Origin of the sequence: Pseudomonas sp. CCI1.1 (assembly GCF_034348165.1) — a bacterium.
Classification (GTDB): domain Bacteria; phylum Pseudomonadota; class Gammaproteobacteria; order Pseudomonadales; family Pseudomonadaceae; genus Aquipseudomonas; species Aquipseudomonas paracarnis.
Genome location: NZ_CP133780.1, coordinates 3930989 through 3947198, shown reverse-complemented (window position 1 = coordinate 3947198; position 16210 = coordinate 3930989). Strand labels below are relative to the sequence as shown.

15 protein-coding genes and 1 pseudogene are annotated in these 16210 nt (G+C 55.0%); 5 read left to right on the top strand and 11 right to left on the bottom strand.

The window, feature by feature from the left end:
• Positions 1 to 136: 136 nt before the first annotated feature.
• The 4 genes from RHM69_RS17825 to RHM69_RS17810 are packed head-to-tail and all read left to right on the top strand — an operon-like array spanning position 137 to position 5321.
• Positions 137 to 1372 carry a site-specific integrase gene (locus RHM69_RS17825; RefSeq protein ID WP_200600936.1) on the top strand — a complete coding sequence of 412 codons (1236 nt, stop codon included), beginning with the start codon at positions 137 to 139 and terminating at the stop codon, positions 1370 to 1372.
• Entirely contained in the window at positions 1365 to 2927 is a 1563-nt protein-coding gene (locus RHM69_RS17820; protein ID WP_200600928.1) for a site-specific integrase, read from the top strand. Before RHM69_RS17825 ends, RHM69_RS17820 begins: the two co-directional genes overlap by 8 nt.
• A complete protein-coding gene (locus RHM69_RS17815; protein WP_200645933.1) occupies positions 2924 to 4876 on the top strand; it encodes a hypothetical protein in 1953 nt (650 codons plus the stop codon). Before RHM69_RS17820 ends, RHM69_RS17815 begins: the two co-directional genes overlap by 4 nt.
• A 16-nt stretch (positions 4877 to 4892) precedes the next feature.
• Entirely contained in the window at positions 4893 to 5321 is a 429-nt protein-coding gene (locus RHM69_RS17810) for a hypothetical protein (RefSeq protein ID WP_200600538.1), read from the top strand.
• A 363-nt stretch (positions 5322 to 5684) separates the two neighbouring features.
• Here RHM69_RS17810 and RHM69_RS17805 read toward each other — a convergent pair whose 3' ends face one another.
• The 6 genes from RHM69_RS17805 to RHM69_RS31135 form a co-directional block, all read right to left on the bottom strand.
• The gene (locus tag RHM69_RS17805) at positions 5685 to 7406 is read right to left on the bottom strand and encodes an ABC-three component system protein (protein ID WP_200600536.1); all 1722 of its coding nucleotides are present in this window, start codon (positions 7404 to 7406) and stop codon (positions 5685 to 5687) included.
• The gene (locus tag RHM69_RS17800; RefSeq protein WP_318533490.1) at positions 7403 to 7651 is read right to left on the bottom strand and encodes an ABC-three component system middle component 6; all 249 of its coding nucleotides are present in this window, start codon (positions 7649 to 7651) and stop codon (positions 7403 to 7405) included. The genes RHM69_RS17805 and RHM69_RS17800 overlap by 4 nt, the downstream gene beginning before the upstream one ends.
• Positions 7648 to 8568 (bottom strand): ABC-three component system protein, encoded by a 921-nt coding sequence (locus tag RHM69_RS17795; RefSeq protein ID WP_200600534.1) that lies wholly within the window; start codon positions 8566 to 8568, stop codon positions 7648 to 7650. Before RHM69_RS17795 ends, RHM69_RS17800 begins: the two co-directional genes overlap by 4 nt.
• Positions 8569 to 8616: 48 nt before the next feature.
• Positions 8617 to 8808 carry a type II toxin-antitoxin system RelB/DinJ family antitoxin gene (locus RHM69_RS17790; protein ID WP_200600532.1) on the bottom strand — a complete coding sequence of 64 codons (192 nt, stop codon included), beginning with the start codon at positions 8806 to 8808 and terminating at the stop codon, positions 8617 to 8619.
• Between the two features lie 707 nt (positions 8809 to 9515).
• Positions 9516 to 10493, bottom strand: a complete 978-nt coding sequence (locus tag RHM69_RS17785) for an IS5 family transposase (RefSeq protein ID WP_033902000.1) — start codon at positions 10491 to 10493, stop codon at positions 9516 to 9518.
• A gap of 59 nt (positions 10494 to 10552) precedes the next feature.
• Positions 10553 to 10726, bottom strand: coding sequence for a helix-turn-helix domain-containing protein (locus tag RHM69_RS31135; protein ID WP_369124982.1), 174 nt, complete (start codon positions 10724 to 10726; stop codon positions 10553 to 10555).
• Positions 10727 to 10814: 88 nt separating this feature from the next.
• On the opposite strand from RHM69_RS31135, the gene RHM69_RS17780 reads away from it, so the two are divergent.
• Positions 10815 to 11276, top strand: a complete 462-nt coding sequence (locus RHM69_RS17780) for a hypothetical protein (RefSeq protein WP_200600528.1) — start codon at positions 10815 to 10817, stop codon at positions 11274 to 11276.
• Positions 11277 to 11748: 472 nt separating this feature from the next.
• Here RHM69_RS17780 and RHM69_RS17775 read toward each other — a convergent pair whose 3' ends face one another.
• The 5 genes and pseudogenes from RHM69_RS17775 to RHM69_RS17755 all read right to left on the bottom strand — a co-directional run bounded on the left by RHM69_RS17775 (position 11749) and on the right by RHM69_RS17755 (position 16205).
• Positions 11749 to 12798: a copper resistance protein B gene (locus RHM69_RS17775; RefSeq protein WP_200600526.1), complete on the bottom strand. Its 1050-nt coding sequence runs from the start codon at positions 12796 to 12798 to the stop codon at positions 11749 to 11751.
• A gap of 11 nt (positions 12799 to 12809) precedes the next feature.
• Complete coding sequence (locus tag RHM69_RS17770; protein ID WP_200600524.1) at positions 12810 to 14621, bottom strand: copper resistance system multicopper oxidase; 1812 nt, start codon at positions 14619 to 14621, stop codon at positions 12810 to 12812.
• A 458-nt stretch (positions 14622 to 15079) separates the two neighbouring features.
• A pseudogene (locus tag RHM69_RS17765) lies at positions 15080 to 15422 on the bottom strand (DUF3147 family protein).
• A gap of 43 nt (positions 15423 to 15465) precedes the next feature.
• Positions 15466 to 15924, bottom strand: a complete 459-nt coding sequence (locus RHM69_RS17760; protein ID WP_200600522.1) for a DUF411 domain-containing protein — start codon at positions 15922 to 15924, stop codon at positions 15466 to 15468.
• Positions 15925 to 15950: 26 nt separating this feature from the next.
• Positions 15951 to 16205 (bottom strand): heavy-metal-associated domain-containing protein, encoded by a 255-nt coding sequence (locus RHM69_RS17755; RefSeq protein ID WP_200600520.1) that lies wholly within the window; start codon positions 16203 to 16205, stop codon positions 15951 to 15953.
• Positions 16206 to 16210 lie beyond the last annotated feature (5 nt).

The following is a 16210-nucleotide window of genomic DNA, read 5'->3' as shown; positions in this document are numbered from 1 at the left end:
CTATGACAAATCTGTAAAATACCTTCACTAAAGCCCTGATTATTCGGGGCTTTTTTATTACATCTGCCAACGTATTGACAGCTTACTAAAGAGGAACTTAGCTACCTAGACCAAAATGTCAATTTTGGAGGTGGCCATGCTGCGGACTCAACGGTTCGTGATGAAGTCGGGTGAGCGTTATGTGGTATTGATCGATGAGTGCACAGGAATCCCGCACTACGCTGCCAATCTGTTCATCACCACCCAGCTGCGTAACGCCAGCGCATCCTATGCGTCGATGGTGGCTGCGGCTGGGCACCTGACCTTCCTCTACCGGTTTTTCGCGGTACGCAACATTGACCTTGTCGAGCGGTGCCAAACGAAGGCATTCCTTCACCCATACGAGGTCGACAGCTTACGAGACTTCCTCTCCTATCGATTCCGAGAATGGGAGCGCTGCACCGTCGATCCACAGCTGTTTACCGTCGAAGCGTTATTAGCCTCGCGCGGTGTCGTTCACAAGGATGTTCTCTATTCCCGTCTGACTACCGCTAAACAATACATCGTCTGGTTTGGCAGGCGCTTTTTCGACCACTTACGTCCCGAACCTGAGGCGCTGAGTCAACTGGGTATGCAAATCCTCGCGTTGCGCCCCCGTCATATGGGGCGTAATCAACAGTTAATCGACCGCGCCTTGAGTGAGCGAGAACAGGCGTTGCTAGCGCAGTGTCTCGAATTAGATGCACCCAGTAATCCCTTTGGTCATGACGTGCGGGTGCGGAACCGGCTGATCGTGCTGATTGAAATGGAATTGGGCATCAGAGGTGGCGAGCTGTTGAATATCAGGATTTCCGACTGCAACTTCTCTAATAACACGTTGCTTATCGCTCGCCGGGCCGATCAAGTGGACGATCCACGCAAATATCAGCCATTAGTAAAAACTCGTGAGCGAAAACTGCCGGTGTCCGACAGTTTAATGGCGGAAGTCCACAGTTACATCATGGTGCAAAGACGCGCGGTGCGAAATGCCAATCGGTGTCCGTATTTATTCGTGACCCATAAAAATGGACCGACAGTTGGCCAACCGCTGTCCATTTCCGCTTATCAAAAGGTATGGGATGTCTTGCGGTCATCGGTCGCTGAGCTTCACGCGGTAACGGGGCATCGCCTTCGTCATCAGTGGAATCACTCCTTTTCTAAGGAATTGGATGAACTGCCCAACCCGCCCTCCGCGGAAGAGCAGGAGCAGATAAGGTCACGTTGGATGGGGTGGAAAGAGGGCTCGGGAACCGCCGCTACCTACAATAGGCGGTTTATCCAGGCCAAAGCCGACGAGGCGGGACTGGCCCTCCAGCGTAAGGCCCGGTCACAAAAGGGAGAGTGCGATGAATGATTGCCAGATCGGCTTATCCCCCCAAACTATCGGGGTTTTTACTTCCTTCGACGGATACAGCTGTACGTTTGATGATGATCGCTGGAGCCTTAATAGAAATATCGCTTTGAATATTGGATTGGTCAGGCATCTTCTTTCGCCGGAATCTTTTGAAGGGTTACGTCATACCCTGAAGTTTTTTGCGGTTAATATGTCGGCTGCACATACTTCAAATTTATTTGATCGATATCATGCACTGCTAAAGTTTTGTAGTGGTGAAGCCATTACGCCAACGCTCGTTGTGAAATATCGTCAGTCCATCGGCGCTGCTCATGAGTGGTACCTCGCGGTGATAAGAGTGTTGATTAAACAATGGCATCGCTTGAACTACCCAGGCTTGAATCCGGAGTTAGTCGCATTTTTTAATCAGCTTACGCTTCGAGGTAACCGCAAAGGTGAGGCGGTGAAACAACTCGACAATGAAAAGGGTCCTCTTTCGGATATTGAGTTGCTCGGGTTTAACGATACTCTCGTTCAAGCCTATGAAGCGGGCCGCGTCAGCATCACTGAACTGGCACTGTCGATGTTGGTGAGTCATACCGGCAGCCGGCCTGTCCAAATCACCAACACCAGGTTGGTGGATCTCGCCGACTCCGTGAGTGAACAGGGTGAGCCGTTTTACTCCATTTTAATGCCTCGCGGCAAACAACCCGGTCAGTGGTTTCGACTTCGTTTTCGTCGGCGGGCGCTTACAGAAGAATTATTTATAATTCTGACGGCTCAAGCGACCTATGTCATCGCGACGGCAACAGCGTGTTGGCCCTTCAAGCTCAGTGAAGAGTTGCTCAAACAACTACCGTTATTTCCTAATTGGAACGCCATTAAGCAAATAAGCAATGAAACGGAGTTTCTTGCCACGATAAAAACAGATCAACTTCATCTTCCAAGCGGAAGGGTGACGAACATTTTACAGCAGGTAACCGAAGCAATCGGTTTGATCTCTGAGCGAACGGGTCAGACCCTTAAATTATCAGCGGTGCGTTTTAGATATACCCTCGGTACCAGGGCGGCGCGCGAAGGGTACGGCCCTTTGGTCATTGCCGAGTTACTCGACCACTCGGATACCCAGAACGTTGACGTGTATATCCAGAATGTTCCGGAGCATGCGGCACGCATCGATGAGGCGGTGGCTTCCCAGCTTGCGCCGTTTGCGCAGGCATTTGCGGGAGTGATCGTTACGTCAAAAACTGTTGGGGTCCGAGGCGGTGATCCGGGCAGTGACATCCGCTCGGACAGCGGCCGCGGCGCAGGTACCTGTGGTTGCTTTGCCTTTTGTGCCGCCAATGTGCCCATTCCCTGTTACACCTGCGTTCATTTTCAGCCATGGCTGGACGGACCCCACCAGGAAGTGCTCTCCGAGCTATTGGCGGAAAGAATACGTTTGATTGACGTCACCCAGGATGTGGCTGTTGCTTCGGTGTTGGACCGCAGCATCCTCGCCGTAACCCAGGTCGTCGAAGCGTGCAAGGCGCGCAAAATGCAGGATGCCTCTTCGTCCGATCCGGGGGCCATATGAGCGACACCTCGCGCGTCATTCCGTTTGTGTCGCGTAGCAATAGGACCGCCTCAGTCAATGTCCGAAACTTCATCGCCCATATGAAAAGGTGCTTCATGGGAACTGAGGCGGAATGGGATGCGGTTCGTTGGCCGGGTCTAGGCTTTTCCAAACTTGGATGCAAAAGCTTCCAGATACCACCCCAAATGATCATGGACATCAACTTCATGAGCTTTGCGAAAGCCTACGTTCACCATCGGAGGGTAATGGATCCGCGTGTAAATACTGCACAGATGGGGATCATGTTTCGCTCATTGGAGGCGGCGATGGTGAAAGCCCATGGTTCAGGCAGCATGCATCTTTGCACAATCGCCGACCTAGATGAAGCTGCTCAGGTAGCGCAGGATCACTACTCTCGCGACACCGCCTATGGAACCGGCCTTTATTTGATGAATTTGGCGCAGTTTTTAAGCAGCAACTTCATGTGTGGGCAAAACCTGAAAGATTGGGTGAGCCCTCAGCCCCGGCCACTAGACATGTTCAATTCGACCAGTCGGGAGGGCGAAGAATCTCGCTCCAAAAAACTGCCAGGCGAGGAGGAACTCGACGCCATTGCCGAGATCTTTGCCAGTAACCCGACCAATCCGAAAGATATATTCACGACTTCAGCATTTGCTTTGCTGATGTGCGCTCCATCGAGGGCCAACGAAATTCTCGCCCTGCGTGCGGATGCTGAAGTTGAGGAGGAGGATCGAGATGGAGTTTTAAGATATGGCTGGCGATTTTATTCCAGCAAGGGGTTTGGCGCTGATATCAAATGGATCCCGTCCTCTATGGAGGGTATTGCCAAGGAAGCCTTCAAAAGAATGCTTGCACTCAGCAGTGAGGCTCGAGCGCTCGCCTTATGGTTGGAAGAACATACGCATGAGTTTTTCCGGCACGAAATGTGCCCTGATGTTGAAGAGGATAAACCACTCAGCTTGAATGAACTCACCGAGGCGCTTGGCCACAAATTTAGTAGGCGCACCGATGCCGGTACTTTTGCAGCCTCACGAAAGTTGAGCGCGGCAGATGGCGCATATACGTTAAAAACTTTGTGTGAGCATCTGCGTACTAAATTGCCTCCGGGCTTTCCATGGTTTGATAAAGCCAAAGGCGTAAAATACTCTAACTGTATTTTTTCGATTCTGGGCAATCAACTCCACGCTCGTAGCTTGACAAGCCCAGTGACGCTTCAGAAAGTGCAGGTTAGTGCCCTGTGGGGGGACTTAGGGCCACGAAACACTGTTGGCAATCATCATAGCGTGTTTGATCGATACGGTTACCAACATCCGTCAGGCAGACGCTACAAGTTAACAACCCATCAACCTCGCCATCTGTTAAACACCATCGCACAACGCGGGGGGCTAAGTAATTTAGCACTGGCGAAATGGTCGGGTCGGGCGAATATTCGGAGCAATCAAGTTTACAATCACGTCAGCAACGCGGAGGTGTTTGAGAAGCTGCGAGAGCTAAGGACAATGGGGCAGGATGCGAACTCTAAAGGGCTCCATGAATTGCGCACGCCGGTTGATCACGACGATGTACTGATCTATCGGGAAGGAGCAGCGCATATCACGGAGTTTGGCTACTGTGTGCACAACTTTGTCATTAGTCCCTGCACGAAATTTCGCGACTGCATCAATTGTACGGAGCAAATCTGCATCAAAGGCCACGAGGCTAATCGAGAGCGTCTGGCCATCCGATTGGAGAAACTTGAGCGAGTTTGGGCCATGGCCTTGGAGGGCGAAAGCCTAGGTGAATATGGGGCGGATAAGTGGGTGACTCATCATGTCAATACGATCCAAAGAATTAAAAGTTTGTTAGCGTTGATGGACAACCCTGAAATCGCTGACGGTGCACTCATAAAATTGAGGGGGGCTGATTTCAGTCAGTTGACCAGGGTGTTTCATGGGATTGGTGCGGACTAATTGGATAAAATGAATAATGGCCAAACATTTGTCAAAGTTTGATGTGGGCGCCATCGTTAATATTATACATGGCTGGGACGGCGATAAAATAACATGGGAAGGAGTATGTGATGCGGCCCTTAGCGTAGTGGGTAAGCGACCGACCCGGCAGTCTTTGAATACCCATAAAGAAATAGTCGGTGCCTATACTGCGCAGAAGGCCAAGCTAAAGGTCTCCAAACCGTCAATCGCGAAGCCATCGAGCCTGACAGTTGCAGCGAGTAGGATTCGTCATCTTGAGAGTAAAATATCTGACTTGCAGCTGCAAAACTCAGCGTTGCTGGAGTATCTGACGTTGCTCCAGTACAACGCTTACAAGAAAGGGATGACGGAAAGCGAGTTAACGATTCCATTACCAAAGATTGATCGCGAGCGAACGCAAGAACCAAACACTCCTCGTAGATAATTCTACGGCCCGGCGGCCCATCAGCCGCCGGTGCAGTTACTCTGGAGTACTTAGGGACGGGCAATGTGATAGGCGAGACGCGAAATCAGGCTTTGTAAGGGGCAGCAGTTTCAGAGAGCAAGGGACGAGCCTCATGGACTCTGGCGGCTAAGTGCCATTGAGTTAATTCGAATGGCGGCTTCTGGTCGACTCCCGCCGAGCCATCGGGCAGAAAGCGACCCATTGCAGACGTTCCCATGTGACTACGAAAATAGGGTCGATTCAGTGGATCAACCACGATCCTTTGGTCTTCTTATCCATTGTATTTCCCTTAAGGTCCACTGCGGCCACCCTGCCCAGAGCTGAATAGCGCAAATCTGCTCTCTAACCAAACCTTATGCCAAACAAACCGCCGTCTTCGGTGGCGTCAGTCAAACGCTTGGGCAAGACATAGCCATTGAGGTCGAAACCATCGAGGGTCTCTTTGAAGGCATCGTCTTCATTCATCGTCACGATGTACTGAAAACCAAGCTCCTGGGCAATCTCAGAGCCAAGGCGCAATGCGCTAATTACCTGGCGGCCGTCAACACCATCGAACAGGTGGCTGTCATGAATCAAGAATCCAGGCCCAATTTGTCGGCTGATGCACAGGCGCATAAGCATCATGTCGAAGCAGAAGATTTGCATGTTCTTGATGCCTTTGCTGCGCTGCCCTTGCATTGGAAACTTGAAGACTGGTCCATTCGAGGTTTCATCGATCGTCATGCTCCCCGCCGATTCATACAGGCGTTGAGAGGTTTCCTCGAAGGCGACGATAGCTTCAGCCAGCCTGTCCTTTTGTTCGGTGAAGTCACGCCGTAGGCGGATCGTGAGGCGGTTGCGCTCGATCTCTAGCTCGTTCTTGGTGCCTTCGAGCTGCTCTGCGGCTTCGAAGCGTTGCCGCAGGGATTCCACTTCGAATTCCAGCCGTCCCAGCTCGCCTTGCAGTTTGAGGAACTGTTCGAGCGCACCATGGCTCCTGAGAATGCCCAGAATTTCGCCGCGCCTCTGGTCGAGCTGCGCCTTCTTACTATCACGCAGCTCGATACGCATCTTGGCGGCTTCGAGTTCGCTGGACAGATAGTCCCTGCGATTGCGCACCACAGAGTCATGAAAACTCTTCACATCCTCGTAGCGGCGCTTGACCAAGTCAGGCAGGACGATGCCCGCCTCTTGGTAGACCGCCTGGAGATCCTCATGGTCAGGAGGAACCTCGGAGGCGAGGGCGTTTTCCAGATCACGAATAGCTGAGAAGTCGATGGTATTGGCGTTGGCTAACTCGTTGAGCTGGCGGGTCAAGCTGGAACTTTCGACTTCCAGTTCCCGGTACTCAGGCAAGACCTGAAACGTCTCAACTTCCGCGTGAAGCTTCTTGAGGCGAGCTTCCTGAATGGTCAGCTCTGTGCGCAAGTCGGCGGCCTTGCCAATAATTGAGCCGAATGCACCGTTCCCGGCCGCCTTCTTTAGCTCTTCAAGGGTCTTTTCCCGATCCCGGACAACTTGCCAGTCCCTGGCAATCTGCCAGTCCAGTCCGAGCAGGAACATCAGTGCCATCTGCATGTCGCCGGTACCCTGCATCGTGGCCTGTTTTTCCGGCGTCATGAAGGCACCGCTCGCCTGTCGGCGCACAAAGTAGGCAAACAGCGATCTGAACGAAGGCGGCTTGCTGCCTGCGGCTTCAAGGCTAGTCAAACCAAACATTTGTTCGCCAAGGAACGTACACCACTCGGTGGCCGAGAACTTCACTTTCGCGGCTGGTGGGGCAGTCACGAAAACTTTGGCTTTGGAACCACCACTGCGTTCGACGACAGTGGGTTCCAACTTCAAGTCGAAGTCCATGCCGAAGGTGTACTCCGCCAATTCCCGGGTTCGGAAAATCGAGTCCGGCCCCGCGTCAGCACCAAGCAGAAAATGCACAAGCTCCACGAAACTCGTTTTACCAGCGCGATTGCGTGTTTGTTTTGTGGTCGCTCCCTCGGTTTTTTGAGCGAGCAGCACATTTAGACCTGGTTTCAGATCTCCAAGATTCTTAAAGGTCGGCAGAGTGCTGAAGATGTTGTGAATCAAGCTGTTCTCCGTGTCACAAGGCCGCTTTCGAGCTCAATGATTCCAAGGGCGTACAGAAGATCGAGGGAAAGTAAGAACCAGTCGTACGTAACTCGCCGAGGCATGGCAGTCACGCCCGTTTCATGCCTACTCAGCTCCTCCCAAAGTGCGGAGACAGTCTTTGGCCGTGTGAGAAACGTCAAAATATGACCGCCGACGGTCAACAATGCGCGATCCTGCGGAAGATGCTTGGATGGAAGGATCATGCTGTCCCCACCGTTTGAGCGTCCTCGAAAATTTCGCACTTGTCGAAAAGGTATGCCATGACTGCCAGCACTGCGGCCTTATGTGTGGGAGTGGTGTTCGCTGAGCCGCCAGCCCACGCTTCAAGGCGACCGAAAATTTCATCAGGATGCAGTAGAGGGGCGCTATCCCGTAGGGCTATGTATTCGCGCTTGAACGTCTGTGCAATTTGTTCGCCGTAGGTAGGGTTCTTCCAGTTATTGAAGAACTGCGCAACGAGCGGTGACTTCTGCATACCGATCTTCAGGAAGTCGGCCACAGCTTGAGACAGAAGGTTTGCTTCGATCTTCCCACGTGATACGTCTTTTACTTCGCTAGTAGTGGGCACTGGAGTGACTTTGATGTGGCTGAGCACGGCCATCAGGTCGCTGTAGCCCAGGTTGACATTTGCCTCCATCGTGAGCGACGGCCCAAACCAAGACTCAAGGTCCTGCAAGCTCAACTGACGGAACTTCGCCAGCATTTCTTCGTATCCACAGTGGCCGATTCTGATCTGCGGGTTGTCTTGCCCGAGCTTCGCAAGAGCTTCAATGATGTGAGGACCCAAACGGCCATCGGGTGCGTTGTGCACGAAGGTCCACTCATCGAAATGCTGCTCCCAGTGGTCTTTCGCTCCCTCGAAGTCTTCGTTGATTTTCTTGATGGCTTCAGCAGCGCTCAACTCGTTGGGGGCATAACTCTGGAACAAAATTCTTGCCGACGGCAGATATCCATCGTTCTTGCGGTCACCAACGTTTCCCCAAGGCCGGCAAGCCATGAAGTCGTTAGGGTGGGCTTTTGACATTAGCCTCTCAAAAAGACGTTGAAACCCGTCCCCCTTGGTTTCCAAAAATGCGATGCGGAAGTCTTTTTCATAATTGAGCTGCTGTATGCGATCCATGCGTTTAGGCCCGTGGAGTATTTTTCTTGATTTTCTTCAGGCAAGCCTTCAAGGCTTTTTGATTTCGGAGTGGGGCTGTGCTCGATTGATATCAAATGGGAGGGCCTTGTCCGCCGCGATGCGAACGAGCAGCATCCGAATCGCATCCGAAACAGACAGCCCCATACCAGCCAGCACATGGCTAGCTTCATCCTTGATATGGCCGTCGATCCGAGCGCGAACGACATCACTGTTTGCCATTGGATTTCTCATAGCGATTTGTAGCTACATTGTGCTCCAATTGGGCTGCCATGTCATTTGCTTCTTGCTGAATTGGGCAGGTGTCCCGCAGTTCCGCCATCACGCTCGGGGGCTGCCCCCCTTGCATCGCGCCAAGTTACAGGATCCTTGATGCCTTGGGCCCTTTCACGCTTGCGTACTCTGCCTACTAATACGTGGCATGGGTGGAGCGCGAAGGTCTTGCTGCCCCCTTTGCGCAAGCTGGACGTTCGCCTCGCCGCCAAACCCATTACGGGCATCCCTAGCGGCGCGGGCCAACTCGGCGCCGAGTTCAGGACGTTCTTCCGTCAGGCGGTTGGATACAGCGACAACTTGCCAGGTGCTTCTGCCGGAAAATTCTGGCCGAAAACGGTGCTCCACCATTGGCTGCTATTGGCCGAATCCTTTCGGTGGCGGTCCCAGAACCTAGGTCAGCTAGAAGCGAGGGCATTAAGCTCTAACTCAACACGCTTCAAAAGCGCGGATATATCTTCCCCCTCCAACAGGTAACTTTTTGCCAAAAGGGTAATTGGGTGGATGCCTAGGGAAGGTCTGAAGTAAGCAGCCGTTTTTAACGGCCTCGCTGTCTGAGGTTCAAAAAACACCGACTTAATCGAAAATCAGACCTTTCCTCCTGTCAGTTCACTGTTTTTTGCGGAATAGCACCTTTTCAGGGCTCATTGTCCACATCACAGGCGCACCTCGCCTGCATTCAACAGTCGTTTTCGCATCATCCACAGGTTCGATAAGGCAAACAGTGTGGTCTGCTGCGCGGTGTTTTTCACCAAGCCTCGGAAGCGGACTTTCGTATAACCAAACTGGCGCTTGATCACCCTGAATGGATGCTCAACCTTGGCCCGGACTTGAGCTTTCGCGTATTCGATTTTGCGGCGCATGCGACCGATCAGGCTCTTTTTTGCATGCTTCTTATAGCTGCTGGGGCGCGCTGCGATCGACCAGATCATCTGGCGATGTTGATGCTCCGCACGCTTCTCCACGCCGGTGTAACCGGCATCGCCAGAGACGTAAGTTTCCTCGCCATGCAGCAACTGATCGACCTGAGTCACGTCCGCCACATTCGCCGCCGTGCCCACCACGCTATGTACCAGACCGGATTCAACATCGACACCGATGTGCGATTTCATCCCGAAATAGTACTGATTTCCTTTCTTTGTCTGGTGCATTTCGGGGTCGCGTTTACCGTCCTTGTTCTTGGTCGAACTGGGCGCATGAATGATCGTCGCATCGACCACAGTTCCCTGACGCAGCAGCAAACCTCGGTCGCCCAAATAGCCGTTGATGACCTGCAAAATCCCACCGGCCAGCTCATGTTTTTCCAACAGCCGGCGGAAGTTGAGGATCGTGGTTTCATCCGGAATCCGATCCAAATGCAGCCCGGCAAACTGGCGCAGAATCGTGGTTTCGTAGAGGGACTCTTCCATCGCCGGATCGCTGTAGCCGAACCAGTTTTGCATCAGATGAACCCGCAGCATGGCCATCAACGGATACGCCGGACGACCGCCTTCACCCTTCGGATAATGCGGCTCGATCAACGCAATCAGGCCTTTCCAGGGCACGACCTGATCCATCTCAATCAGGAAACGCTCACGGCGGGTCTGCTTACGTTTGCCTGCGTACTCGGCATCAGCGAAAGACATTTGCTTCATCGGGGCTCAACCGTTCAGTTCGTGGGACAGCCGTATCTCACCAGATTTGGAAGTCTTTTTCAGAGTTTCCCTAGGGCCTTCGCGAGATCTTCTAACTTTTCGATTGAAGGGCTTTTCTTTCCATTCTCAACCTCGCTCACATACGCTTGGCTGGGTGCTAGCGTCTCCTGCGACAACCCCCTGTGCAGTCGACTTTTTCTTAGCGCTAACCCAAACGCGATCTTCCGTTCCATTTGTACGGCTCACAAAAGGAACGATGAAGCCGGTCAAGCACGGAAAGGACTATACTCGATAGCGATATTATAGCGACGGAGGTGCACCGTGTTCCGCACTTATGACTGGGCTGAAGCCATTTCAGTACCTCTTTTCGAGGATGATTTTCGCGTTTGGACTTATATCGAGTACGACGTCGGCGGGGTTTGGTTTCACGTCCAGATCGAGGAGCGTGAACGCACAAAGTGGCGTCGCTTCAATCTAATGATTAGCGGCGAATTTGCACTGCGATCTTTGATTGCCCGACAGTCTGAGGACCTGGTAGTAGTCGACGTACAGCTAGTTAGCGCTAGTGAAGTTAACAACAGTGGACGGCTAATGATGGAACCACTAGTCAAAGCTGAACATCTCTACCAAAAAAGAAAGAAGGGCGTTCTTTACGAGGTCGATAGTGGTCGGCGCTATTTGGTGGGTGATCCGACTCTTGATCCGGCTAGGTCTGATGGCCATGACCTGATTTTTGCTTCATCTATGTGCCTAGGCTCTCAGCTTTTTGATCCGTCAAGGTAGTGTGAAAACATGGATTCTTAGATTCTAGTGTTAGTCCGCACGTCGTGATCAGCAAAAAAATCTACAAGGCTAGCTTTATGCGCAATTATGCAAAAATTCATAATATGTCCGAAGCGTGACAGGATGATGGTTCATAGCCGCATACGGATTACTTTGTCGGGCTTCCCAAAAAATGCCGGTGGCAAAGAAAAGAAATGTTTCCTTTAAGTGCTGAAAACAGCCTTAAAGACAATATTTCTTTACCTACGGCTAACCATTGATCCAGTGAACGTTGCAACCATGACCGGCAGAGAACGACCCAAAGCCGCCCTTCGTAAAGGGCAGAGATCGGCCATAAGCCGCCATTTTTTGACTGATTGGATCATGATCTTAGGTGTCGCCGGATGCTCTGGCACCTCCGATGCGCTTCATCGTGAGGCTCGGAGGTGCCAGAGCAATTAGGGGCGGCCATTCATAGCCCCATGAAATCACCTCAAAACCAGAAACGGACCCCAGCCACTACTCGGCTTTCACTGCTGTTACCGTTGTCGGCTTGTCGCATGTCCGCAGTATTTCCATAGGCGCGTTGCCAGTTCACGCCGATATAGGGCGCGAATTGCCGGTTGATTTCATAACGAAGGCGCACGCCCAGCTCCGTATCGCTGAGGCCCGCGCCCACGCCACGTTGCGGGTCGTTGCGGCTATGCAGGTTGACCTCAAGGCTGGGCTGCAGGATCAGTCGGTTGGTTAGCAGGATGTCGTAGTCGGCGGCCAGCCGTGCAGCGCTTTGGCCATCTTCGCCGAGAAACGCGGTCGCTTCGATTTCCAGGCCGAACAGCGGCATGCCTTGTACGCCCAACGTAGCCCAGGTTTGCGGCGAGCCGGGCTTGAAGTCCTGGCGCACACCGGCCACCGTTTCCCACCAGGGGCCGATGGCGTGGCTCCACAGCACCTGCAGTTCGGCCTCTTCGGTATGACCATCGACGCGTTCGCCTTCTGAGCGGATCGCGAAGCGATCGATGTCGCCGCCAACCCAGCCGTTTATGTCCCAAACCAGCGCGCTGCCATCATCAGCGTCCTGCCATTCCAGTTGCTCAGCGAGCAGAAAGTAATTCCTTCCACCCTCGTGCATGGCCTGTGGTGGCAATTCCGGGAAGGCGGCGGCTCGGTCGGCGTCCGTTAACGCTGGAAGCGTGTGGCCGGCGGACGTTTGAGTGGGTCGCGGCATGGATGTTTTTGCACCTGAATGCCCCACACTCGGCTGCTTATGGCGCATGTGCTCCATCATCTGCTCATGGTCCATGTCGCCATGATCCATTCGCCCATCTTTCATGTGCTGGCGATGCATTTCCTGCATTTCCTGCATCGGCTGGCCATGATCCATTGCCGGGCCGCGTGGCTTAGCTGTCGTTTGGGTGTCGGGCGCAGCCTGCGGGTGGTGGCCTTGATGTTCATCCTGGGCCATGGCCTGCTGCAGTTGCAGTGCAGCCGTCAGACCAAGAGCCAACAGGGGAGTCAGGAGGTTGCGTGGGGTGGCATTCATCGCTTCTCTCCTTACTCGTACACACGGACTTCGCGGAACATGCCGAGGTCCATGTGCATCAACAGGTGACAGTGGTAGGCCCAACGGCCAAGGGCATCGGCCGTGACGCGGTAGCTGCGTTTGGCGCCCGGCGGCAGGTCGATGGTGTGTTTGCGGACTAGGAAGTTGCCCTGTTCGTCCTCCAGATCGCTCCACATACCGTGCAGGTGAATGGGGTGGTGCATCATGGTGTCGTTGACCAGCACGATGCGGATCCGCTCGCCATATTTTAGGCGGATCGGCTCGGCATGGGCGAACGCCACGCCGTCGATGGACCAGGCGAAGCGCTCCATGTGACCGGTCAGGTGCAGTTCGAGGGTGCGGCTTGGCTGCCTGCCGTCCGGGTCGGCGAAACGGCTGCGCAGGTCAGCGTAGGTCAGTACGCGGCGCCCGTTATCGCGCAACCCGATGCCCGGATCGGCCAGCTTGGGTACCGGCATCATGGTCTGCATATCGAGCAAGGGATTGCCGGCCTCGCTGGCCGGATGCTGCTGCATGCCGGTCATGGAACCATGATCCATACCCATCATGGCGCCGTGATCCATGCCTGCCATCGAGCTGTGATCCATAGCGGACATCTGGCTGTGGTCCATGCCTGCCATTGAGCTGTGATCCATACCGCTCATAGCAGCGTGATTCATCGAGCTGCCATGGGCCCCATGATTGCCGTGGCCCATGTCTTCCATGCTGAGTTCGGGGCGAGGATCCACGGCGGGTACCGGCGCGCGTAGTCCTTCACGTATCGCCAGACTGCCGCAGGCGTAACCACTACGATCCATGGCTTGGGCGAACAAGCTATAGGCCTGCTGGTCCTTGGGCTCCACCAGGATGTCGTAGGTTTCCGCCACCGCCAGACGCAGTTCATCCACCTCAACCGGCTCCACGGGCTGGCCGTCGGCAGCGATAACCGTCAGTTTCAGGCCGGGGATGCGGAAGTCGAAGTAGGTCATCGCCGAGCCGTTGATCAGGCGCAGGCGAATGCGTTCGCCGGGCTTGAACACGCCGGTCCAGTTGTTTGCCGGTGTATGGCCGTTGAGCAGAAAGCTGTAGGTAGCTCCACTGACGTCGGCAAGATCCGTGGGGCTCATATTCATTTTCGCCCAGGCCCAGCGGTCACTCAGGGTTTCGCTCCAACCCTTGTCAGCGACGTCCTTGATAAAGTCGCCGACCGTGCGGCGATGCTCGTTGTAGTAGTCCGACTGCTTTTTCAGCTTGGCCAGTACCCGCGCCGGATTCTCATCGGTCCAGTCAGAGAGCATCACGACATAGTCACGCTCATAGCGGTAGGGCTCGGGTCGCAGCGGATCGATGATCAGCGGGCCGTAAACGCCCAGCTGTTCCTGGAAGCCGGAATGGCTGTGGTACCAGTAGGTGCCGTGCTGTTTCACCTGGAAGCGGTATTCGTACTTACCGTCCGGCGCGATGCCAGCGAAGCTGAAGCCGGGTACGCCGTCCATGTTGGCCGGCAGCAGGATGCCGTGCCAATGGATCGAGGTGTCCACCGGCAGACCGTTACGCACGCGCAGCGTTACGGTATCGCCTTCACGCCAGCGCAACAGCGGGCCGGGGATCGAGCCGTTGATCGCCATGGCGGTGCGCCGCTTGCCGGTGAAGTTTACCTCCAGTGCGTCGATGGTCAGATCGAAGTCGGTGCCGGCCAGCACGGTCGGCTGACCTGGGCTGCTCAATGCCCAGACCGGCTGGTGCCACAGGCCGAAGCCGGCGAGCGCGCCGCCGGCGGCCAGGCCCTTGATCACGGTGCGGCGTGAAGGAGTGGAAGGCATCTGGGGTATCCCTACAGGAAAAAATGTTTGGACGAAACGTGTTGGCGCGCTTTGCTGACGCCGGGGGTCGCTACCCTGGTTGGCCACAACCAATTGCCTGCCATCAGGCGACACGAACACCTGGACTGGGCCGGGGCCGACCGGGTAGGTATCGAGCAGCGTGCGCTGATTCGGGTCCACTGCCGACACCGCGTTCTCGCCGCTGAGGGACACCAACAGACGCTGTCCGTCGGGCGCAAAGGCTACTTGCACCGGCTTTTGGCCATCGGCGACAGGCGAGCAGGGCGCCTGCAAAGACGCCGGCAAGAGAGAGGGCAAATAGACGGGGTCGCATGAAAGTTTTCTCCGACAGTTTCGATGGCCAGCCTAGCGAGCCTTGGCTGTCGCCAGCCTGAAACCGCGATTACATTTCTGTCAGCTTGTCGGTGCGCAGACCGCCGACCGAGCCACGCCGGGCTTCATAGCAGCTCGATGCCGAAGCGCCGCAGCACGAGCGCCAGCGCGCCGAAGCAGATCACCGTCAGCACCGCGCACGCCAGGCCAGAAGCCCAGGCGCGGCAGCAGGCGTGGAAAGACCAGAAACATCGGTAGCGTCGGCAGCACGTACCAGAAGGTGTACCAGGCGTGGCTGGCGATCTTCTCCGTCGGCTGACGCTCCAGGTATAGCCAGGTCAGGCTGGGCAGGGTGATCAGTGCCAGCGCGGCGAGGAAGCCGCCCAGCTTGTCGCTGCGCTTGGCGGCTTCCGAGACCAGCACCACCACGGCGGCGCTGAGCAGGTATTTGGTGACCATCCAGCCCATAAAGGCTCCCGATGCTGTTCTGTTGTTGGCCATCATCCCGGTCTCAGCGCGCCGGCTGGCTGCCGATATAGTCGCCGATCACCAGGTCGCGGCCGCCAGCGGTCAGACCGATAACCTGGTAGCGCTGGTACGGCTGGCCGTAATCCATGCCCGGTGAGCCGGCCGGCATGCCCGGCACGGCGACGCCGGCGAGGTCGTCGCGCTGTCGCAACGCGAGAATCGCGGCGACCGGTACATGCCCCTCGACGAACTTTCCATCAATCACGCCCGTATGACATGAGGCCAGGCGCGGCAGTACACCCAGATCTTGCTTTACCGCATTCATATTGCGTTCGACGTGGTCACGGACCTCAAAGCCGTTGTCCTTCAAGTAGCTGATCCAGTCTTTGCAGCACCCGCAGTTGGCGTCGCGGTGTACATCAATGGTCAGGGGCTCGGAGGCTTGTACAATCCCACTCATCAGCAGGACGGAGAGGGCCACCCCCGTCAGCTTTCTTGACATAAAGAACCCTCCATCCAATCGCTTGTTCAGTTGCAACAGCAACCACCTTTTTTCGCGCTGCTCGGCGCGACCGCCGCGAGGGCCAGTTGGGCCGGATAGCCGGCCTGGGTCAGGGCGTCGATCAGGGCCTGACTGTCGCTCTGGCCGCCGACTAAAACCCGTGCCGACTGCAGATCGACCTCCACGCTTACGACGCCTTCAACGCTGTTGAGCGCCTCCGTGACATGCTTGACGCACGCGCCGCAGGTCATGCCCTGGACGCTCAGTTCTGTAGTGCTCATGGAAT